This window comes from Rhodopirellula baltica SH 1 (genome assembly GCF_000196115.1).
GTDB classification, from domain to species: Bacteria; Planctomycetota; Planctomycetia; order Pirellulales; family Pirellulaceae; genus Rhodopirellula; species Rhodopirellula baltica.
The window spans coordinates 5990489-6013396 of sequence record NC_005027.1 but is presented as its reverse complement, the minus strand read 5'-3'; the positions used below and the strand labels follow the sequence as shown (position 1 = coordinate 6013396).

Below are 22908 nucleotides of genomic sequence, written 5' to 3'. Positions count from 1 at the left end.
ACGAATTGAACTGTTAACTTGGGGCGTCACATGAACGAACGCATTTTGCTGGTCGACGACGACTACAGCCTGCTGAACACGCTGAAACGAAACCTGTCCTTTGACTTCGAGGTTACGACCTGCGAATCGGGACCGGAAGCTTTGGCGTGTATCAAGAAATCCGATCCGTTCTCCGTCATCATGGTCGACATGCGGATGCCAGGCATGGAAGGTACCGAGGTCATCCAAAAAGCACGGCTGATCTCGCCGAACAGCGTGTATTTGATGCTGACCGGAAATCAAGACTTGACCACCGCGATGGAGGCGGTCAACGAAGGACAAGTCTTTCGGTTCCTAAACAAACCTTGCCAGATGAGCGACATCAAAGCCGCCATCAATGCGGGCATCAAGCAATATGATTTGGTAACCAGCAAAGAAGAATTGCTGAAGAAAACCTTCGCCGGTGCGATCAGTGTTTTGGTCGAGATCATTGAATACGTCGACGACCCATTGGTAAACACCGACGACATTCTCAAATCGACCGAAGCGTTGCTGGTCGAATCCAAAATCGCATCCGACTGGCGAATTCCGCTGACCGCTCGATTGATGGTCGCCGGAATCCCGTTGCTGAATTTGGATCAACGAGAAACCCTTGCTAAAGCCGCCATCACTTCTGATGAACATCGCAGTATCGTCAAAGAAGTGTTCAGCATCTCAAGCCAACTGATCAAGCAGATCCCAAGGCTCGAACCGGTCGCTGAATTGCTGGACCGAATGGGAACCACAGAAGTCACCAACGCGAAGTGCACCAACGACGATGACAAGATCGCACAGGTGATTTTGCTGAGCTACTACCAAAGCCTTTTGCAACGACGCGGTGAAGCGGGCGACGTCGCTTTCTCGGAAATCGAAGATCGGTTCCCGGACTTGGACAATCAATTGACCGAACATGTTCGTCAAACCAACGACGCGCAACCACAATCCACGATCGAAAGCATCGCGACGTCCGAACTCCTGACGGGAATGACCGTCGCAGAAGATGTTCGAATGGCAAACGGACTTCTCCTGATCGCTTCGGGGCGAAAGCTTTCGCCACCTATGGTCACGCGTCTGCGAAACCTCGTGGGACTAGAATCGGTTGCCGTCGAGATCCCGGCCAAGAAATCAGACCAACTCGTCACGGCCTAAACCACGAGCGTCTGATCAAGTTCCTCTCCAATGGGTTCTCCCGTTTCGCCTGGTGTATGCAATGTTGAACCATTGATCCGAAAACTCTTGTTTGCCGACGTTTGGTGAGTCCACTCAGCGAGTGATCTCATGGGATTGATCGATCTCGACTGGCCCGATTTCGACAACCTCTCCATCAGGCCACTGCACCGAAACATTGTCGATTGAGTCGTGCTCGCCCAAGCCGAACGTCAATGGCAACTCCACCTGTGTCAAATAGCTTCGGGTCGGCATCACTTGTTTTGCAATCACTTCGTCACCAACAGTGACGCTCACCCACGCCCCAATGGCGTCTCGATTGCACTTCTCACCATCGCCCACCAATTTCAATCGCAACCAGTGGTGCCCCGTTTCTTGATCGTTGCGTAACAATCGTGGCGCACGTCCGGCGGATGTGATCAGCAGATCCAAATCACCGTCCAAATCGACGTCCGCGTAGGATGCACCGCGTCCAACCATCGGTTCCACGAAATCCTCACCTAACTGCTCCTTGCCAACCGGCAGAAACTCGGTTTCGAACTCGGGGCCCGCATTCCAAAACATCTGAGGCGGTTGCTCATAGTGCTGACTTGGCTGCACCCGATTGATATCCTCTTCTAAGTGCCCGTTTGCACAGAACAAGTCCAAGCGACCATCTAAATCGTAGTCGACATAAGCCAATCCAAATGTCAGTAACAGACGCGTGCTTGGACCGAGCCCCGTCGAAATCGCTTCGTCATAAAACTGCATTCGCCCAGCCTTTGTCACGTACAACGCGGTCATCTCGTTGGAAAAGTTTCCGATTGCAACCGCCACGCTGGATTGTTCACGAAACGATGTCACATCGATGCCCATGGCCCCGCGGGCGTTGCCGGAGGAGTCAAATGCGATCCCGCAAATCGCTCCCATCTCCGTGAATTTCCCGTCGCCGCCATTCCGCAGCAAACAGTTTTGCACCGTGTCGTTGGCTACCACAACATCCATGAACCCATTGCGATCAAAGTCGCACAAAGCCAACCCAAGCGATTTCGACTGCGGAACATTGGTGGACACATTGCGAATCTGAATGCCGGCTTCCTCCGACACGTCTGTGAATTCGCCATCACCATCGTTGCGGTACAGATACGGGAACGTTCCTTCAAAATTCTGAGGACGACCGTACGCTCGTCCGCCGCCGACAAGCTGAAACCCCTGGGACTGATCGTACTCGCGACTCCATCCAACGTAGTTGCAAACAAACAGGTCCAAATCACCATCGTTGTCGTAGTCAAACCAACCGGAACTCGTACTCCATCGATCTTCTTCGCCACCAACGCCGGCCGTTTCAGTAGTGTCCTCGAATTTGCCTTCACCGACATTGCGAAACAATCGATTTGTCCCAACCGCGGAGATAAAGACGTCCACCAAACCGTCTTGGTCATAATCGCCGACCGCGACTCCCATTCCGTACAACTCAACGTCCAAACCCGAACCCTTGGTCACATCGACGAACTTGCCACCTTCGTTTCGATACAGAGCCGATGTGTTCCCTCGATCACTTGGTTCGTCCCAAGACCAATCCATCGAATTGATCAACAACAGGTCCTGATCCCCGTCGTTGTCGAAATCAAGAAAGGCACTTCCACCACCCATCGTTTCCGGCAGCAACTTGTCTCCTGTCGCACCGTTGTTGTGAACAAAAGAGATCCCCGCTTCTTCGGTGATGTCCGTAAACGGGGTGGTTGGAACCTGCACCATGGGCCGCTCACGCACCGCGACCGCGGCCAACTTGGATTCGCGAACGGGCGGTGCCGCTTTGGGACGCGTCAAGACATAGGCTGCAACGCCACCGATCAAAGCCAGAACCACCAACACGATCAACGACCCTCGCATCGCGCGGCCGATATCGGCTTCGTCTCGCAGTTCGCTTTCGTCCACTTCGTTTGATTGCGGATCACTGGTCATTGGAATTCTCCTGCAAGTTGCCAGCAGAGACCTGTGCGGTCTCGTTCGCCGAGCTTTGGGTTGGTAATTCGCGATGCAACGAGTACTTCACGACGTCCTCCGCGGCATGATCCGCCGCGGGATACTTCTCTCGTGCCAATCGAACCGCACGTCCTTGAGCGTTGTCATCGGGTTTGTAAATTTCGTGCAACTTGCGATGCTTATCTGCCAATTCAGGCTCTTCAAGTCGATCGTAGAGCAGCTGCAAATTGTGGTGAGCGGAAACGTTCTCCGGATCGATCATCAATGTCTTCTGATATTGCATCACCGCTTCTTCGAAGTATTCCCGGACTTCTTCGGTTCCAAGTTGCCGCTCACGAGCGATACCAAGATCAAACAGCGTGCGTCCGAGTTGGTTGATGACTTCAATATCCAAACTGAAATCAAAACCTCGACTCTGCATGTCTTCCGTGCTGTCTTCCAACACACTACGAAGATTCTGCTCGGCTTCTTCCAGATATCCCTGCTGGGCGTTGATAACGCCTGACAACCAAGCCCATGTCCATCGTGGGAAACCCTCGACGTCCCGGAACTCGTCCGCACGCTGAAGAGCCTCCACCGCTTCATCTAAACGACCTTCCGTGTTCAAGACTCGAGCCAAGTTCATCGGTCCATCGTAGCGGTCAAGTTTTTCGACTTCGCGGAAAGCGTTTTCTGCCTGGCGCATTTCCGCTTTGCCTTTCAGCAGTAACCCAATCCCGTAGTCGTTCCACCGTTGCCATGCGGGAATGTCTCGAGGTGGATTTTCGACCGAATGATTCAGTCCCTCCACCGGGAACACAATCGTATCGACCGCCATCGTGGTGATTGGCAAATCGTTGGTGTAATCCGTCCCCGGCACATGACCTCGGATCAGATTGCCGTGCTTTTCATTTTGCTTGGCAACGAAGTCCATGTACTCGGTATCGAATTTCCGATACTGCAACTTCAGCTCGACGTGAATCGGTTCCGACACATCATCGGGCACGTTCAGTTCGTAGTGGACCGTCTGTCCGGCCCCAGGTGGAATCTGGTGGTTATACAGAGGCGTGAAGATATCTTCCGCATTTCTTCGATTGATTCGATTGCCATCCTTGTCCAGCATGAACACGTTGATGAAGTGCGACCATGGATCGACTTCATTGTGCTTGCCTTTGTCGATCAATCCGCTGTGCCCGATCAATCGATCGCCACTGGTGACTTTGACTTCCAACCAAATCTCATTGCTATCGACGGTCCCCTGCGAAAACAGGTGCCCCATCTTCATTGTGCGAATCACGGTCTCTATCAGATACTTCTCGCCGCGTTTCAATGCCGGCACTTCGGGACGCAACGGCGCGATCAAATTACCATCGATTTCGCCACCTTCGCGAACGCCAAACAGATCAACTCGCATCACATCCTTCAGATACTCTTGATGAGCCGCAATCACATCGTCGCGATCACGAAGCCATGCGATCCCAGTGTTCGCTGACGGGAACATGTGATCGTGAACACTGAGTTCTTCCGCGTCATCGAACATCTTCGCACCAAAGTCATTCGACGCCACCAGCGGCATATGACACTTGCTGCAGTTGTCGACGGCCTTGGGCGGGTAATAGAAACTTCTCGCCCCGTGTCCGGACACACCGCTGAACAGATACGGGTCGTAGTGGTTCTGTCCTCGCAAGAATTCCTTGTACCCGGTCAACGCGGCGGGCAGGTGCACTTTGTGACAGGTCGAACAAAACTCCGCCGTTTTATGAAACGGCTTTAAAAAAGTCTTCTTGTGAAATGACGGTTTTGCTTTGACCAGTTGATTGTTGACCCATTGCAACGCTGCGTTTTCGCTATTGGCAAATGGGTAGTGCAACGGTTCTTCAATCGTGTAGTCCGCATTTCCCCGAACGCTGTTGACGTTGGTGATTGCGTGACAGACCGTGCAAGTGATCCCCGCATTCGCGGTCGGGTGATCCAGCATGTCGAAGTTTGGATCATCAAACGCGCCGGAGAAAAATGGCACGGGGTCGTGGCACCCCGCGCACCAGCGTGAAGCTTGAACCGACCCATCCCGCTCGAGCGACTTCGCCCTCGTTTCGCTGACACTGGCAAAGTACGGTGCGTTGTTGAAAGAACTGAATCGGTGCACGCTGTCCTGCCAATCCTTGTGGATGTCAGCGTGACACTTCAAACAGTATTCATCGTTCATCAAAGCGTCGGATGGAATGAAGTTGCCGCTTGATGTTCGAGCCAGCGACGGTTCGAAGTACTGCGTTCCTGAATCGGGACCAATCGCGTTCCACTGGCGAGGGTCCTGCATTTGCAAGATCACCATGGCAGCAATGGACGCGATCGCGACTCCGCCAAAGCTCATGCCAATCCGCCACTTGATCCGTGGACCGGCCAAACGGTGCAGCCAATACAGCCAAATCGAAGCCAGTGGAAACGCAACATGCAGCCAGTAAACCGTGTTGCGTGCCAACGGTTGCTTCAAGTCAAAGCCTCCGATCCGAACCAACAAAATCCCCGTCGTGAGAATGCCCAAACTGACCGCGAAAAGGGCGTAACCAATTCGGACCGCTCGCCGGTTGCGACGATCTTTGGTGTTCCACATATGAATGAAACCAAAGATGACGACCGGCAAAATCAACAACAGTCCCATCACCAAATGGGCGAGGAACATGTACTGGTAGAAGTAGTCCTGGTATGTCTGGTCACGAAACCACTCCAGAAAAGTGAAGGTGGCCAGATAGCCAGAATTTGCCAGCAACAAAGCGAAAAGAACGAAAATGGCGTAAAGCAATTTCTTCAGCCGCGGTCCGACCGCGCGAACATACTTTTTTCGCGGCTTCGGCACGGCCGCACCGGGTTGTGCAACGGATGACATGAAACGATTCCAGTGAACGGTCAGTTTGCAGACTTAAGGTGCACCCGCGACCGACGGAATCGGTGGAAGTGCATCGATCGGTTGGAAGCGGACCGCTGCCAACCGAGATCCTTTGGTTGCCGGCGCACCAGAGATGGCACCGGAACTGACATCGAGCAGGACATTTTTCGCAACGCTCGCCAAACACAAACATGCGTCGGCGGACTCGATGCTGCATCCACATGCTCGTCATCCATGCAGACAACGAGTAATGGTCAGCGATTGCCAACCAACATGCGGAAACGACTTGCTCAAGCCAGAGACAAGGTCATCTGCGGCGGACGATCGATCCCCAGCGAGAATCCTGGTTGAACATCCGCCGAACCATCCTGCAAACGGCAAAGGAACTGTCCCGAACACATACCCGGCGATGCCTGTTTCCAGATGGCATCGTGATGCGGACGTTCAGCAGGAGGAACCGTCGGCAACTGAACCGGAAGCGTTGGCAACTGGCCACACAATGGTCCGTCGCACGGTTTGACGGGAATGGATTGACCGGCTGATTCCTGTCCACCGTGACTCACCGTGCCATTCAGCGGAGTCCCCGGTTGGATCGGTTTCAGGTCGCTGCTTCGCATCGCGGGCGGTTCAACCACGCTCATCGATGCGCTACCAGAATGCTGCAACCAATCCCCGCAACTCGCCTCGACTGAACGCGGCGTCGAAACGCCCGCCAGCAAAACAGCGACCACGGTAAGGAGAAGAGCACGCAACATGTTTTTTTCAGTTGATCAAACTGAGTTTTTGCCGCCTCAAGAAAAGCCATGCTCGACAAGGAGCAAAGGCGGCACTCCTACGAGCCTAGGCAGACTGAACACCCAAGTCAATTGAACAAGGGGAGTTCCCACGCCAAAGCTGAACTTCGCTCGTTCCACCGATAGGGACCGACGCCCAGAATCGTGGACAACACCGCTCAGTTTGCACCACCACAAAACATTGATTTTTCAACAGAAGCAAGCGAGAAAAGCGATGTTTGATACGATACGCGAGCCCGCGAGGTTTACTCTGGATCGATATGAGACTGACAACCCAAACCGACTATGCACTGCGAACGTTGATGTATTTGGCCACGAGAGAATCTCGGGCCAACGTCGCTGGGGTTGCCTCTCTGTTCAATATTTCCGTCAATCATGTCGCCAAAGTCGTCAACGTTCTCGCGCGTGAAGGATACGTGCGAAGCATCCGCGGGGTTGGCGGCGGGATTGAATTGGCGGTTCGCCCCGAAGACGTCACCGTTGGACAAATCATCGCCACGGTGGAAAGTGACATGCATCTGTTGCCGTGTGTCGCGGGCGATCACGGATGTGTGATCCACTCTTTCTGCAAACTCACCGGCGTGCTCGCCAATGCCGAACGCATCCAGATGGATTATCTGAACAGCGTCACTCTCGCGGAAGTGATTCCCACGCGGAAGCAACTCGATCGCACCGAAGCCAGCTGAGCTGAAGCTTCCAAGCAGCGACCACCGCAAACACTGAACAGAAGAGCACGCTCCTTCTGAGCATTTACGGCGACCATGCGACCGCTACCTGGAGGTTTCCGTGGCCCTGCGCTACCTAATATTTTATCGGCGGAAACGATTCGACAAAAGATATCTCACTAATAACCTATTCAGCAGTGAAACGACGTCCGCCCGAGGAATTCGCAATGAATCTGCAACAGGAACTGAACCGCCCCCAACCATTTCGATGCTTGGACCAAGAAGTGTTGCTGAACTTCCTTCGCATTGGCGACCAACTCGACAACCGCTTCTCGCGTCTTTTTCGCGAACACGGTTTGACGCTGTCTCGATTCAACATTCTGCGCAGCTTGGCTCTCGCTGAGCGGCCGCTTACTTGCGGCGAGATTGGAGAGCAAATGATTCAGGTCGTCCCCGCGGTCACGTCGCTGGTTGACCATCTTTGCTCGCAAGAACTGGTTGAGCGCAATCGGTGCACCGAGGACCGTCGAGTCGTGCATGTGGCAATCACCGCAAAGGGCAAACAACTCGTCGAAGACACCATGCAACCACTTCGAGAGCTGGAAGACCGGATGCTGAAACAGCTCAACGAGGCGGACAAGCAGAGTCTTTTGCAATTGCTCAATCGAACTCGTGAATCGATTTCTCGCTGCGACGACTGACTTCACTCAAACACTTTCAACTCCGAACCCCATTCACCCGACTCCTGTCCGCCATCACGAGCAGACACCGCTTGGGTCCCACCCGAACTCTTTCGTCTTTGGATCGAAACCGATCATGAATCCTCCTCATCAAAACCAAGCCTTCTTTGGGAAGCTCGCACTCGGGTCCTGCATCAGCGGGATGCTGTTGCTCGTCGTCGCTGGATGCAGCCAGGGCCAAAGCGGACCGCCGGCGATGCCCAACCCCACCGTGACCGTCGCGCAACCGGTTGTGAAGCAAATTGTCGAATGGGATGCCTTCACCGGACGATTGGAGGCGGTCGACTTGGTGGAAGTGCGAGCTCGTGTGGGTGGCTATCTGCAGTCGGTCCATTTCGATGAAGGCCAAATTGTCGAAAAGAACGATTTGTTATTCATCATCGACCCGCGTCCGTTCGAAGCCGAGTTGGCAGCGGCGCAGGCAAGACTGCAGCAATCCGAATCGCAATTCAAACAAGCCAAGGCGATGACGGAGGTTGCTCGCGCAAACCTGTTGCAATCGGAAGCTCAATTGAACCTCGCCGATGTTCGTTACAAGCGAACGCAGAACTTGGTCGAGCGCAACGCTTCGTCCCAAGACGAACTGGATGACCGTGAGGCGGAGTTCTTGAAAGCAAAGGCCGACATCGAAGGTGTTCGTGCGAGCCTGAATTCATCCGAAGCCGCAATCGCAACCGCGCAAGCTGAAATTGAACTCGCAAAGGCGGGCGTCGAGACCGCTGAGCTTAATTTGCAATACACTCGCATCCGTGCGCCCATCACTGGTCGCATCAGTCGCAAGTACGTCACCGAAGGCAACCTGATTGCCGGCGGCAGCGTGACCTCTTCTTTGTTGACCACGATCGCATCGGTGCAGCCGATTTACTGTGTGTTTGACGCGACCGAACAAGACGTACTGAAATATTCCCGTTTGGCCAAATCCGGTGAACGCGAAAGTTCGCGAGTTGCAAAGAACCCGGTGTTCCTTGGATTGGTCGATGAAGACGGTTTCCCTCACCAGGGACACATGGATTTCGTCGACAACCGCTTTGACATCAATACGGCCAGCCTGCGTGCCCGAAGTGTCTTTGCCAACGAAGACGAACTGTTGCTTCCCGGCATGTTCGCTCGCATTCGAATTCCAGGCAGTGCATCACACAAAGCGGTTTTGATTCCTGACTCGGCGATCGGCACCGACCAATCGACCCAGTACGTCTACATCGTCGTCGATGGTGTGATCCAGCGTCGTCCCATCACCAGTGGTCCGATCATCGACGGCCTGCGAGTCATTCGCAAAGGGCTCGACGGAACCGAATTGTTGGTGACGGAAGGTCTGATGCAGGCTCGTCCCGATGCCGAGGTGAATACGATTGACGGAAAGATTGAAGTCGTCGAAGACGGATTGCCGGACGAGTATCAACCGGTTCCGAAAGAGAAATGGATCTCACCCCCACCGACCGCCGTTCCAGTTGCGGATCGCATGACGGAGGTGAAACGATGAAGTTTCCTCACTTCTTCATTGAACGCCCGATCTTCGCATCGGTGCTGTCATTTGTGATCGTGCTAGTGGGCGGCATCGTGTATTTCACGCTGCCGGTTTCCCAATACCCCAGCGTGGCACCGCCGACCGTTTTGGTTCGGGCCAGCTATCCCGGTGCAACGCCGGAAGTCATTGCTGACACCGTGGCGACACCCATCGAACAAGAGATGAACGGTGTCGATGACATGTTGTACATGGAATCGTCGTCCAGCTCGGACGGCACCATGCAACTGACCGTGACGTTCAAGCTGGGCACTGACTTGGACGACGCTCAGGTGTTGGTCCAAAACCGTGTTGCGATCGCTGAATCGCGTTTGCCAGAACAAGTCCGCCAAATCGGTGTGACGACGACCAAGCAAATCCCCGACATGTTGATGGTGGTTCACCTGAACTCGCCCGACGACAGCCGCGATCAACTCTACATCAGCAACTACGCGTTCCTTCGTGTTCGCGATGCACTGATGCGTTTGGATGGCGTGGGTGAAATCCGCATCGCTGGCGGCAACGAATACGCCATGCGGATTTGGTTGGACATCGAAAAGATGACACACGTCGATTTGACCGCGGGCGAAGTCGTGGATGCGATTCAAGCTCAAAACATTCAAGTCGCCGCGGGTGTGATCGGGCAACCACCGACGGATGAGACGGGTGACTTTCAGTTGAACGTCACCACCCAAGGTCGTTTGATTCGCGAAGACGAATTTGGCGACATCATCGTCAAACGTGGTGAAGACGGACGAATCACGCGACTCCGCGACGTGGCCCGGATTGAACTGGGTGCACAGGATTACTCCCGTTTGAGTTACCTCGATGGCAAGTCCGCAATCGCGGTGTTGGTTTACCAACGCCCCGGCACAAACGCGGTTGACACCGCGGCCGAAGTCAAACGTGTCATGAGCGAGATGAGCGAAGAATTCCCCCAAGGAATTGGCTACGAGATCGCTTACAACCCAACTGATTATGTCGAAGACTCGATCGCGGAAGTGTTCGAGACACTCTTCATCACGACCATCTTCGTGGTGCTGACCGTGTTCCTCTTCTTGCACGGTTGGCGTCCGACGATCATTCCCGTGATCGCCATTCCGATTTCATTGATCGGCACATTCGCGGTGATGCAGTTCCTCGGAGTGACGCTGAATACGCTTTCACTGTTTGGATTGGTGTTGGCGATCGGAATCGTGGTTGATGACGCGATTGTGGTGGTTGAGAACGTCGAACGTTTGATCGCCGAAGGCATGACCGCTCGGGAAGCCACACACAAAGCGATGGACGAGGTGGGATCCGCTTTGATAGCGACAACACTCGTTCTGATTGCCGTGTTCGTGCCGACCGTGTTTGTCCCCGGAATCAGCGGTCAGTTTTATCAACAATTTGCGTTGACCATTTCGATCTCCACCGCGATTTCGACCTTCGTCTCGCTGACCCTCAGCCCGGCGTTGTGTGCGTTGTTGCTGCGTCCTAAGAACGCTCCGAAGAACCGCACTGGCAAAGCGATCGACTTCCTGTTCGGCTGGTTCTTTCGACTGTTCAATCGAACGTTCGATGCCACCAGCAACATTTATGCTTCGATCATTGGACGTCTGATCAAGAAGACTGGATTCGCGATGGTGCTGTATGTCGGCTTGCTGATTCTCACCGGGTTCAGCTTCAGCATGGTGCCCACCGGGTTCATCCCCGATCAAGACCAAGGTTACGTCATTGTCGCAATCAACTTGCCCGACGGTGCGTCCCTGGCACGGACCGACCGCGTGACTCGGCGCGTCGCGGAGATCGGAAAAGAAATCGACGGTGTCGCCCACGCGGTTGGAATCGCGGGACTTTCGGGAGCAACGTTCTCAATCAAACCCAACGCCGCGGTGACGTTTTTGCCGCTGGAAGATGCCAAGGAACGAGCCAAACGAGGTCGCGGTGTTGATGCGATCGTCGCGGACATGCGTCGGGAGGTTGCCGCGATCAACGAAGCCCAAATTTTGATCATTCCACCGCCGCCAATTCGCGGGATCGGGCGTGGGGGTGGTTTCAAGATGTATGTCCAGGACCGCAGCGGTGCGGGTTTGGACGCGATGAACGAAGTCACTCAGACGATGCTCGCGAAAGCCAATCAGCAACCCGGCGTCACGCAAGTGTTTTCCAACCTGCGGATGGATGTGCCTCAGGTCTATGCGGACGTGGATCGAACCAAAGCTCAGATGCTGGACGTTCCGGTCAATCGAGTCTTCGAGGCTTTGCAGGTCTATCTGGGATCGGTGTACATCAACGACTTCAACTTCCTCGGACGCACTTATCGTGTGACGGCTCAAGCCGAACCAAAATTCCGCGACGAGGCGACCGATATCACAAAGATCCGAACCCGCAGTGACCGAGGTGCCTCGATCGCATTGGGATCGGTCGTCAACATCACACAAACCGCCGGTCCGGACCGTTTGGTGCGATTCAACCTGTTCCCCGCGGCTGATTTGAATGGAACAACCGTTCCTGGATTCAGCACCGGCCAGTCCCTTGCGACGATGGAGCAACTGGCCGACCAAAACTTGCCGCCCGGTTTTGGTTACGAATGGACCGAAATCGCGTTCCAAGAACGCCAAGCCGGGAACACGATTGTGTTCCTATTCCCACTCGCGGTTCTGTTTGTGTTCTTGGCACTTTCCGCTCAGTACGAGAGCTGGTTGCTGCCGTTGGCAATCATCTTGATTGTGCCGCTGTGCTTGCTGTTCGCGCTCTCGGGCGTATGGTTCCGCGGGATGGACAACAATGTTTTGACGCAGATCGGGTTCATTGTCTTGATTGGACTGGCATGCAAAAACGCGATCTTGATTGTCGAATTTGCGAAGGCAGAAGAAGACGCGGGCAAAAACCGCTTCGACGCCGCCATCGCAGCATGCCGTTTGCGTTTGCGTCCGATTTTGATGACCGCGTTCTCATTCATCCTCGGCGTGGTGCCATTGTTGGTCGCCACGGGTGCCGGTTTCGAAATGCGACGTGTATTGGGAACCGCAGTGTTCGCCGGAATGCTGGGAGTGACCGTGTTCGGCTTGTTCCTGACGCCAGTGTTCTACGTGATGCTGCGACGGTTCGCGAAAAAGAAGGAACCGGAAACAACAGTGGACGCTGTTTGATTGGCAACTATGTCCGCGAGAACGTGATCCACCGTCCAGCGACGGTAGCGATGGCAAACATGAACATGCTCTAAGTTCGAAGACTTTTATCGAAAGTCAAAAAAGAAACCGGAATGCTCACGTCGACACCGCTAAGTTCCTTGGCGGTGCCGCGAGGGCTTTCCGGTTTTTCGTTTGGTTTCCTAGACTGAGTAGCAACCGTTCCGAAGCAACTCGGCTTGCCCATCACCGATCACCTCATTCACACTTTTTAAAATCCAATCATGTTCAGCATCGAAACTCTCATCCTGATCGCCGGGAGTTTGCTGTTACTAGGAATCGCGTCGAATAAGTTTTCGGCTCGAATGGGCGTTCCCGTTTTGGTGGTTTTCTTGGCCATCGGGATGCTGGCAGGGTCTGAGGGCATCGGCGGGATCGAATTCGAAAACTACACGCTTGCACACGGTTTCGCGACGACGGCGTTGTGTTTGATTCTTTTCAACGGCGGGATCGGAACGCCATACGCCGCATTCCAATCAGCATGGAAACCCGCCTCGTTGCTGGCGACGGTGGGCGTCATCGTGACCGCCGTAATCACCGGTTTGGCAGCGTCTTGGATTTTGGGGCTCTCGTGGCTTCAAGGCTTGCTTTTGGGCAGCATTGTCGGATCCACCGACGCATCGGTTGTGTTCTCTGTTTTGCGGGGCGGTGGCGTTCACATTCGGCCTCGACTGGCCAATACCTTGGAAGTCGAGAGCGGCTCGAACGACCCGATGGCGATTTTCCTGACCGTCGGGTTGATCGAAGTGTTGACCGGTCAAACGCCGTTTGGCTTTGGTTTGGTCACCCTGTTTCTCAACCAAGCCGTCGTGGGCACGGCCATGGGCATGGCGGTCGGTTGGGCGGGTGCATGGGTCTTGCAACACATTCGATTGGAAGCGGCGGGCTTGTACCCCGTGATGGCAACCGCGTTGGGATTGTTTTCGTTTGGAATGGCATCGGAGTTGGGCGGCAGCGGGTTCTTGGCCGTCTATCTGACCGGTGTCGTGATTGGTAATCGACGCCCAGTTTTTCATCGAGGCATCGTGCTCTTCCACGATGCGCTCGCGTGGATGTGTCAGATTTTGATGTTCACGGCGCTCGGCATTCTGTCGTTCCCCAGTCGTCTGTGGGACGTCACTGTTCCTGCGCTCCTAATCGCATCGGTGCTGATCTTCGTTGCCCGGCCAATCGCGGTTTTTCTATGCGGGATGCCTTTTCGATTCACGGTCCGGGAATTGTCGTTTTTGTCTTGGGTGGGACTGAAGGGCGCGGTGCCAATTACTTTGGCAACGTTCCCGATGATGGCGGGACTTCCGGCCGCTTCGGTCATCTTCGACACGGTCTTCTTTGTTGTTCTGGTTTCTGCGCTTGTGCAGGGTTGGACGCTTCCAGCGGTTGCGAGATTCCTGAAGTTAGAAGTGCCGAAGAACCAAAAAACGCCGGTGACGCTGGAGATCAGCTCGCTGCAAAACGTCGATGGAGACATCGTCGATTACTACATCGACCAAGATTCCCGAGCGTCCGGGTGCATGATCAAAGACTTGGCGCTGCCCGATGGCGTCGTCATCGCACTGATCGTTCGCGATGAGCAAACGGTATTGCCGCAGGGCCGCTCGCAATTGCTTCAGGGTGATCACGTGGTGGTGGTCCTCCGGCCAAGCATCCGGGCGATGGTGGACCGCGTTTTTGCTCCCACTCGAACTCACGTGAAAGAATTGCCTCAGGAACTTGAGTTTCCTCTGCGAGGTTCAATCAAGGTTTGCGATTTGGAGCAATTTTACGAGTTGAAGCTGGCCGACGATGGGGATCTGACTCTCGACGAATTGGTTCGGCAACATTTGGGTGAAAACAATGTGAAGATCGGTGCGGTGGTCCAAATCGATCAAATTGCGCTTCATTTACGGGAATTATCGTCCGATGGAACTGTTCTGTACGTCGGAATGTCGATCCTTGCGGAACCGGCAGAGGCGACCGATTCATCCTTGTCGGCAACGAGCTTGCCACTAGAATGAGTGCCCGAGTGATAGCCTTCTGGCTCGCCTAGGGATTGGTCGGAAATCAAGTTTCAGTCACCTTTTGGTAGAACAGTGCCTCGGTGCTTCGCATAGAAGTGACCTGACTCTCGATTCCACTCATTGCCACGATTTCCATTCTCATCTTCTCAAAACCGTTGTTTTGAACACATCCCCCAGCTTATTTGATGTTGGTCGCGGCAGCCGCATGATGTCATTCATCATGCTGTTTTTGGTTGCGTTTCCAACGCTGGGAATCTCAACCACCGTTTCCCGCTCGCTGCTGGGAAACAGTCGACAAACTGAAACGGAAGAAATCGAAGAACGCGTTCCTTGCTCTGCGCATCGACGTGTCCAGCAAACTCGCTCGACTCAGGGCGGATTTGTACTTCATCGCGAAACGGAACAGGACCGAACTTTGGTCCTGCGAACTCGCCAGATTCCTGCCGCTACAAAAGGTCATCGAATCGCCAACGGATTGCTCGCACCGATGCGATGCTAGGCCACCGGTCTATCCATCCGTTTTGTCTCTGAACTCCCGCGACGCATCTGCCACTGGCAGGCGAAAGCACATGTCATCGGAAAATCATTTTCGTGACTGACCGCATCGTGAACGTGGTTCTGATCTTCAGAATTGCGCCTCGCACAAACTGAAAAGCTCAGTTCCTGCGCAGATTGCTGTGTGAGAGTTCGCTCATCTTGATTCGCCTTTTTCGCTTGCACAACGACGTCTTCGTTCTGCCAAGGATTCCTCTATGTCGACTTCCGAAGCTCAGACTCCGACCAGTATTTTCTCTCCCAGTACCATCCTGCAAGATCTCATCTCGGGTTTGGTTGTTTTCCTCGTCGCGTTGCCACTTTGCTTGGGCATCGCCTTGGCATCGGGTGCCGACCTCTTCTCCGGATTGCTCGCTGGTATCGTCGGCGGCTTGGTGGTCGCGGCGATCAGTGGATCGCACACCAGCGTCAGCGGACCCGCGGCAGGTTTGACCGCGATCGTTGCAGCACAAATTGCTTCCCTTGGTTCCTTCGAAGCATTCTTGTTGGCTGTGCTGATCGCGGGCGTCATCCAAATCATCTTTGGGATCGCACGAGGCGGTGCTCTGTCCGCCTTCTTCCCATCCAGCGTGATCAAAGGGTTGTTGGTCGCGATCGGGGTGATCCTGATTTTGAAACAAATCCCTCACATCTTTGGACACGACACCGACCCGGAAGGTGAGATGTCGTTTATCCAGCCCGACCAAGAAAACACATTCTCTGAATTGCTGACGATCTTCGCCGGGGAAATCCATATCGGCGCCATGGTGATCGGTTTTCTGTCGATTGCCATTCTCCTTGTTTGGGAACGCATTCCCGCCTTGAAGAAGTCCCTGGTTCCAGCACCGCTGATCGTGGTTGTCGTGGGAGTGTTGCTCAACCTGGGTTTCACCAACATGGGCCAAGATTGGTTGGTCAGCGAGTCGCACTTGGTTCAGATCCCGATCGCACAAAGCTTCTCTGAATTCTTCGGATTCCTGCGACTGCCCGATTTCAGTCGAACGTTTGATCCGGCGATTTACATTGCCGCTGTCACGATCGCCGTGGTTGCGTCCTTGGAAACGTTGCTGAACCTGGAAGCGGTCGACAAGCTCGACAAAGCCAAACGGAACTCACCTCCCAGTCGCGAATTGATCGCACAGGGCTGCGGCAACATGGTGTGCGGTTTGATTGGTGGACTTCCCGTCACATCGGTCGTGGTTCGTGGTTCGGTCAACGTCGCCTCCGGTTCGAAAACGAAGATGTCGGCCATCTTCCACGGGGGATTGTTGCTGGTCAGCGTTGCCTTCCTGCCGACTTTGATGAACAAGATCCCACTGTCGGCGTTGGCGGCGATTCTGTTGGTGACCGGGTTTAAATTGGCCAGCCCGGCCATCTTCAAACAGATGTGGAAGGAAGGTCGCTATCAATTCACACCGTTCATTATCACGGTCATCGCGATCGTCGTAACGGATTTGTTGATCGGTATTTTGATCGGTTTGGCAATCAGCGTTCTGTTCATTCTCAACAGCAATCTGCGTCGGCCAATTCGCCGGATCGTGGAAACTCAGGTTGACGGTGATGTCACCCACATCGAACTTTCCAACCAAGTCAGCTTCCTTAACCGTGCCGCTTTGGACCGCGTCCTCAACGAATCACAACCGGGCGGCAAGTTGGTAATCGACGCATCCGGTTCGGACTACATCGACCCCGATGTTTTGAGTTTGATTCGTGATTTCAAGCAAAACGTTGCTCCCGCTCGCAACATTTCAGTCAATCTCAAAGGATTTCGGCGAAAGTACCAACTCAGTGATTCCAAGCAATTTGCGGATTTCACGTCCCGCGAATTGCAAGAGAAGGTCACGTCGGATCAGGTCATCAAGATCCTGCACGACGGAAACCAACGTTTCACCAGTGGAACGCGTCTGAACCGTGACTTAGGGCAACAGGTCAACGCGACAGCGGCCGGACAAAATCCGTTGGCGGCGATTCTGAGCTGCATCGATTCGCGGGTACCAACCGAGTTGGTGTTTGACCTCGGCGTTGGCGACATTTTCAGTGTCCGTGTGGCGGGCAACATCGTCGGAACCAAGTCGCTGGGCAGCCTGGAATACGCGGTCGGCGTTGCTGGAGTGAAGTTGGTCGCCGTCTTGGGTCACACTCGATGTGGAGCAGTGACTTCATCGGTCAATTTGGTTGCCGCGAATCAAGGAGCGGAAGCGGCGACCGGTTGCCAACACCTGCAACCAATCGTTGACGAAATTGCACCCTGCATCCCAAGCGATGTCACTCGAGCAATTGAAAACTTGAGTGAAGAGGCTATGGAACAGTACGTCGACAAGGTGGCTGAAGACAACGTGATGCACACGGTCGATGAGATCGTTAAACGCAGCCGAATCATCCGCGAAGCGGTGGAAGCGGGTCGTGTGAAGGTGATCGGCGCGTTGTATGATGTGAAGTCTGGCCACACGAAGTTCCTCGGGGACAGCGTTTCGGGTGTCATTCCCGACTCGTCATCGGGTCAAACGGCAGAAGTGGCTGGATAACCTCTCGGGCGAACATCGTCAGATGACCAATTCGCCCGAAGATCCTGGGCGTGAACATCATGTTCACGCCCATTCATCCAACCCACTTGCCCATTCATGCCGACCCCCTTCAGCGAAGAACGTGCGGAACAGATTTCGCGGCATCTCAAACTGCTGACGTTTCTGTTTGTGATCGTGCCCATTGTGTTGTTGGTGGTTTTCATCGAATTTCGATTTCGATCGATTGAAGAAAACCTGCCCAATCATACGCCCAGCGTTCGCGACGAAGCTCGGCGGGAACTGGACACGATGCCATGGCATCCCGTCACCGGACAACGCTTGTACGTCCCTGCCTATTCGCACGTTTACCATCAAAAAGGTGAACCGTATTTGCTGACGGTCACGCTGAACGTTCGCAACACGGATGTGGACAACGAGATCGTCGTCACATCCGTTCGGTACTTCGACACGAGTGGCAAAGAGTTGCGTTCGTTGCTTCAAAAGCCACTGCAACTCGCTCCTCTCGCCGCCACCGAGTTCGTGATCGAACGGGATGACAAATTTGGTGGCAGCGGAGCCAGCTTCATCGTTGAGTGGAAGGCCGGTACCGAAGTCAATCAACCGATCGTCGAAACGGTGATGGTCGACACGAGCAATACACAAGGCATCTCGTTCACCGCCTCGGCCGTCCCGATTCGCGAAACCGTTTCGGATGGCGACTCTTCGATCATTCCCGAAAACGTTGCTCCCGCTGGCGACTGACCAACCTCGCTGGATCCATTGCCGCGACAACCGTGTATCTCAACGGTTAATTCGCCCGGCAATTCTCACGCTGGCTTCCACGCTCTCAGGTCGCGGCGGATTGGATTAAAATGACGCCGCTTCCCACCTCCCACCGAAACGATTGACGGGACCGCCGCACCATCGATGTGGCTGGTTCGAATTCGATCGTGTTTCGCCTTCCCACCATCCCATCCATCCGTCAACTGCGTTGATTGACGTGACGGATCCCACCGAGAGTTTTCCATGCTGTCATTGATGCCTCGTTTGCTGCTTGCTTGCCTTGTGATCATCGCAGCTGCTCCCGCCGTTTGCGTGGCGCAGATCAATGAACATTCAGCCATTCGTGAGCCCGTGAAATTGATCCTCGACACAGATATGTCGGGTGATTGCGATGACGCGGGTGCACTCGCCCTGTTACATTCCTTGGCCGATCGAGGCGAATGCGAAATCCTGGCGGTTGTCACGAATCGACGTGACCTCACGGATGCGTCGGCGGCCGCGGTGGACGCGATCAACACTTATTACGGTCGCGGTGACATTCCCATCGGCACCGACAAGATCGGGCCAACCGCTTTGCAACGAGCCAGCCCGTACACAATCGCATTGAGAGACGAATTCGAGCACGATGTGCCGGCGGATGCGGACGTGAAAGATGCAATCGACGTGTATCGAAGAGCCCTGATCGCGGAAGCCGACCAAAGTGTCACGATTTGCAGCATCGGTGCATTTTCGAATTTGTCGGAACTCGTCCGAGTTGCTCCCGAGTTGGTTCGCACCAAGGTCCAGCGATTGGTTGTGATGGGCGGTCATTTCCCAAAATCGAACCGACGTGAAACCAACATCGCCGCCCATGTCAAAGCCGCGCAGTATGTGGCGGATCACTGGCCCGGCGAAATCGTTTGGCACGGATTTGAAGTCGGCGAACAATTGGTGACCGGAGCGGGACTCAAAGCGACACCCAAAAACAATCCGGTCCGCCGCTCATATGAGTTGCGTCCGATGCCGGGCAACAAAATGTCCATCGACAATGGCAAACCAAGCTACGACCAAGCCGCCGCGCTGTATGCCGTGCGCGGCGGAGAACAAAATTTCTGGCAGGTGATCCGAAACGGACGGGTTGAGGTCAAAGAACCTGGCATCACCTCCTGGTTGCAGGAGTCACCAAGCGACAAGTTGGCCGAGCATTCCTACGTCAAAATTGCATCCTCGCCTCAACAGTTGGCCGATGTGATCGAGGAATTGATGGTCGCTCCACCGCAAAAAGTGTCCGACGAAGAGGCGTCCGACGAGCAACGCAAGATTCGTGAACTCGAATCAATGGCAGACCTTGCTCTGGTACCACCAACGCCCAATCTGTCGCCACTGCCCGAGTACAGCTATGAGAACTTGGACTATGGAATGACGATTGGAATCTCACAGACCCCCGGCGGCCGATTGTGGGCATGCTGGGTTGCGGGCGGCGACAGTCCCAAAGCCTTCTTCGTGGTCGCGACCAGTGACGACGACGGAGAGAACTGGACTCAGCCGCGTCTCGTCTTGGATTCTCACTCCAATGAACTACCGCGTCCTCGCAGCATCTTGGTCGGTAATTTGTGGACCGATCCCAACGGTAAACTTTGGCTGTTCTTCGATCAATCGATGGATATGTTTGACGGGCGTGGTGGCGTATGGACGATTGTCTGCGAGAACCCTGATGCTGATGATCCGAAATGGTCCGCACCACGTCGAATCTGGCACGGAGTGACGTTGAACAAACCAACGGTTCTTTCCAGTGGAGACTGGATGCTTCCGGTTTCGCTGGATGAGCGTGGTGGACTGGGGGTGTTTCGCGACTGCTTCCAAAACCTTGATCCGCTGCGAGGTGCGAACGTCTTCGTCTCCAAAGACCAGGGCGAGACTTGGCATCGCCGAGGTCGGGCAACTTTCCCAAATCCCGACTGGCACGAACACATGATCGTCCAGCGGAATGACGACTCACTTTGGATGCTCGCTCGCACTCGAAATGGGATCATGGAAAGCACTTCGGTCGATAGCGGTAAAACGTGGTCCGCGGCTGTCACATCGAAGATCAAGCATCCCAACGCGAGGTTCCATGTCCGACGATTGCAATCGGGTCGTTTGCTGCTGATCAAACACGGCGATGCCATTGACGCACATCATGGGCGAGTGGGGCTGAGTGCTTGGTTGTCCGAAGACGAAGGGCAAACATGGCTTGGCGGTTTGATGTTGGATGAACGCAAAGGGATCAGTTACCCGGACGGCTTTCAGTCATCCAACGGTTCGATCTACATCTCCTACGATCGCAACCGTGCCACCGACGGAGAGGTGCTGATGGCTCGGTTCACCGAAGCCGACATCGAGGCGAGGAAATTGGTTTCGCCCGAATCCAAACTACGGAGCCTGATCAGCCGCCCATTGGCAACCCAACCGTCCGCCGACCGCTGAAACGGATCCGTGACGATTCGGCCATTCAAACCGATCGTCTGGAAACGGGGAACAAGATTCCGGGCGTGGCGTGCTCATGAAGTTTTCATGAACTTCTGATTCGCGATCGGAATGCTGGTGGCGGACGGACTCACCATTCGTCCGCAAAAGCCGCTGGTTCGCTTGAGAAGGCGAGGAGTGTCCTATCTGACCCACCAGAATGAGACGCTTGATCGAATCGAGTCGGCTTCTCATAACCTATTCAGCCTTCGGACGACGCCATTGCGAATGAATCGGATCCGAGTCAAACGGGCCTCCTCATCTAAAGAGCCATCGCTCTCACCCCCACGGTTTCCCCATGAATGTAGCCAGCGAGAGCGTTGTGGAAAACGCTTTGGACGATGCGTTGTCTGACGAGATGACCACCTCTCAAAGCGGCAATCCAATTCTGCAATGGATCTCGGTTGCGGCGTTGGTCTACCTGCTGATCTGCGCTGTGGGGTTGATTGGCACTGGTTTCAAAACGGCGACCGGCGACGAAGCCAAAGAGATGTTCGCGTTTGCAACCAATCCATTTGCAGGATTGGTTGTCGGAACGGTCGCGACCGCTTTGATTCAATCCTCGTCCACGGTGACATCCATCATCGTCGGATTGGTTGCTGGCGGATTGCCAGTCTCCGTCGCCGTTCCAATGGTCATGGGAGCCAACATTGGCACATCGATCACCAACACGATCGTATCGCTCGGTCACGTTCGCGAAAAAAAGGAGTTTGCACGTGCCTTTGCCGCGGCGACGGTGCACGACTTTTTCAACTTGTTGTCGGTCGTGATCTTCTTGCCACTCGAAATGATGTTTGGATTGCTGGAGAAATTGGGCAGCTTGCTGGCAAGTCTCTTCGTCGTTGAGAACGCTTCGATGAAAGGAATGAACTTCGTCAAAGCAGCCACCGCACCGGTGGTGAACAACGCCAAACACATGGTCGAAAATCTATCCGATGGAATCGGCGGGATGATTCTGATCTTGATTGGCATTGTGATGATTTTTTTGACGATTCACTATGTCGGTAAACTCCTGAAACAGTTGATGGTCGGTCGAGCCAAGAGCATCATGCACGCTGCGATTGGCAAGGGCCCAATGTCTGGAATTGCATCGGGAACATTGGTCACCGTTTTGGTTCAGTCCTCATCCACGACGACGTCACTGATGGTTCCGCTGGCGGGATCCGGTGCATTCGGCTTGAAACAGATCTACCCGTTCACACTGGGGGCAAACATTGGCACTTGCATCACCGCACTTCTTGCCGCCACCGCGGTTGACGGGAACCAATCCGCCGCTCTTCAGATTGCATTCATACACTTGACTTACAACGTGTTGGGAGTCCTGGTGATCTATGGCGTCCCGTTCCTTCGCTTCGTTCCGGTTCGCGCGGCTGAATGGTTGGGTGCAACCGCGTCCGAAAACAAACTGATCGCGTTGGCGTACATCGTTGGTGTGTTCTTCCTCATCCCTGGGCTGTGCCTGGGCATCTCCAGCGTTCTTTAAAAGGCACCACCAATGAGCGAGTTCAAACACTATTCGACCCAAACGATTCGGAATTTGATCGAGGACACCGAATCGACGCTCGAACAGTTGAAAGCGGAAATGCAGCGCCGCGAAGAGGCCGAACAAGAGATCCAAATCGAGGGTCTTGAAAACCACATGAAGAGTGCAGAATTCTCATTGCGATCGATCCGAGAATTCTTGGCATTCCTCGTCGAAGAATACCGCAGAGGGAAATGA

At 54.4% G+C, this 22908-nt stretch carries 15 protein-coding genes; 12 read left to right on the top strand and 3 right to left on the bottom strand.

What is annotated here, in order from left to right; genetic code table 11:
• Window positions 1–30: 30 nt before the first annotated feature.
• Window positions 31–1167: a response regulator gene (locus RB_RS22955; protein ID WP_007330115.1), complete on the top strand. Its 1137-nt coding sequence runs from the start codon at window positions 31–33 to the stop codon at window positions 1165–1167.
• A 114-nt stretch (window positions 1168–1281) separates the two neighbouring features.
• Here RB_RS22955 and RB_RS22950 read toward each other — a convergent pair whose 3' ends face one another.
• The 3 genes from RB_RS22950 to RB_RS22940 all read right to left on the bottom strand — a co-directional run bounded on the left by RB_RS22950 (window position 1282) and on the right by RB_RS22940 (window position 6768).
• A complete protein-coding gene (locus RB_RS22950) occupies window positions 1282–3129 on the bottom strand; it encodes a CRTAC1 family protein (protein ID WP_007330113.1) in 1848 nt (615 codons plus the stop codon).
• Complete coding sequence (locus tag RB_RS22945; protein ID WP_007339535.1) at window positions 3119–6013, bottom strand: multiheme c-type cytochrome; 2895 nt, start codon at window positions 6011–6013, stop codon at window positions 3119–3121. Before RB_RS22945 ends, RB_RS22950 begins: the two co-directional genes overlap by 11 nt.
• 290 nt (window positions 6014–6303) lie before the next feature.
• Window positions 6304–6768 carry a hypothetical protein gene (locus RB_RS22940; RefSeq protein ID WP_011123077.1) on the bottom strand — a complete coding sequence of 155 codons (465 nt, stop codon included), beginning with the start codon at window positions 6766–6768 and terminating at the stop codon, window positions 6304–6306.
• Window positions 6769–7067: 299 nt separating this feature from the next.
• Between RB_RS22940 and RB_RS22935 the strand changes: the two genes are divergently transcribed.
• The 11 genes from RB_RS22935 (at window position 7068) to RB_RS22880 (ending at window position 22908) form a co-directional block, all read left to right on the top strand.
• On the top strand, window positions 7068–7493 hold the full coding sequence (locus RB_RS22935) for an RrF2 family transcriptional regulator (protein ID WP_007327578.1): 426 nt from the start codon (window positions 7068–7070) through the stop codon (window positions 7491–7493).
• A gap of 206 nt (window positions 7494–7699) precedes the next feature.
• Window positions 7700–8173 (top strand): MarR family winged helix-turn-helix transcriptional regulator, encoded by a 474-nt coding sequence (locus tag RB_RS22930; RefSeq protein WP_164922390.1) that lies wholly within the window; start codon window positions 7700–7702, stop codon window positions 8171–8173.
• Window positions 8174–8288: 115 nt separating this feature from the next.
• Window positions 8289–9692, top strand: a complete 1404-nt coding sequence (locus tag RB_RS22925; RefSeq protein ID WP_011123072.1) for an efflux RND transporter periplasmic adaptor subunit — start codon at window positions 8289–8291, stop codon at window positions 9690–9692.
• A complete protein-coding gene (locus RB_RS22920; protein WP_164922389.1) occupies window positions 9689–12847 on the top strand; it encodes an efflux RND transporter permease subunit in 3159 nt (1052 codons plus the stop codon). Before RB_RS22925 ends, RB_RS22920 begins: the two co-directional genes overlap by 4 nt.
• 263 nt (window positions 12848–13110) lie before the next feature.
• Window positions 13111–14880, top strand: a complete 1770-nt coding sequence (locus tag RB_RS22915) for a potassium/proton antiporter (protein ID WP_011123069.1) — start codon at window positions 13111–13113, stop codon at window positions 14878–14880.
• A gap of 208 nt (window positions 14881–15088) precedes the next feature.
• Window positions 15089–15382, top strand: coding sequence for a hypothetical protein (locus RB_RS22910; RefSeq protein ID WP_007327571.1), 294 nt, complete (start codon window positions 15089–15091; stop codon window positions 15380–15382).
• 253 nt (window positions 15383–15635) lie between these two features.
• Window positions 15636–17942 carry a SulP family inorganic anion transporter gene (locus tag RB_RS22905; protein ID WP_011123067.1) on the top strand — a complete coding sequence of 769 codons (2307 nt, stop codon included), beginning with the start codon at window positions 15636–15638 and terminating at the stop codon, window positions 17940–17942.
• Between the two features lie 96 nt (window positions 17943–18038).
• On the top strand, window positions 18039–18683 hold the full coding sequence (locus RB_RS22900; protein WP_011123066.1) for a DUF3124 domain-containing protein: 645 nt from the start codon (window positions 18039–18041) through the stop codon (window positions 18681–18683).
• Between the two features lie 264 nt (window positions 18684–18947).
• Window positions 18948–21149 carry an exo-alpha-sialidase gene (locus RB_RS22890; RefSeq protein ID WP_011123065.1) on the top strand — a complete coding sequence of 734 codons (2202 nt, stop codon included), beginning with the start codon at window positions 18948–18950 and terminating at the stop codon, window positions 21147–21149.
• 361 nt (window positions 21150–21510) lie between these two features.
• Window positions 21511–22671, top strand: a complete 1161-nt coding sequence (locus RB_RS22885; RefSeq protein ID WP_164923005.1) for a Na/Pi symporter — start codon at window positions 21511–21513, stop codon at window positions 22669–22671.
• Between the two features lie 12 nt (window positions 22672–22683).
• Entirely contained in the window at window positions 22684–22908 is a 225-nt protein-coding gene (locus tag RB_RS22880; RefSeq protein WP_007327565.1) for a hypothetical protein, read from the top strand.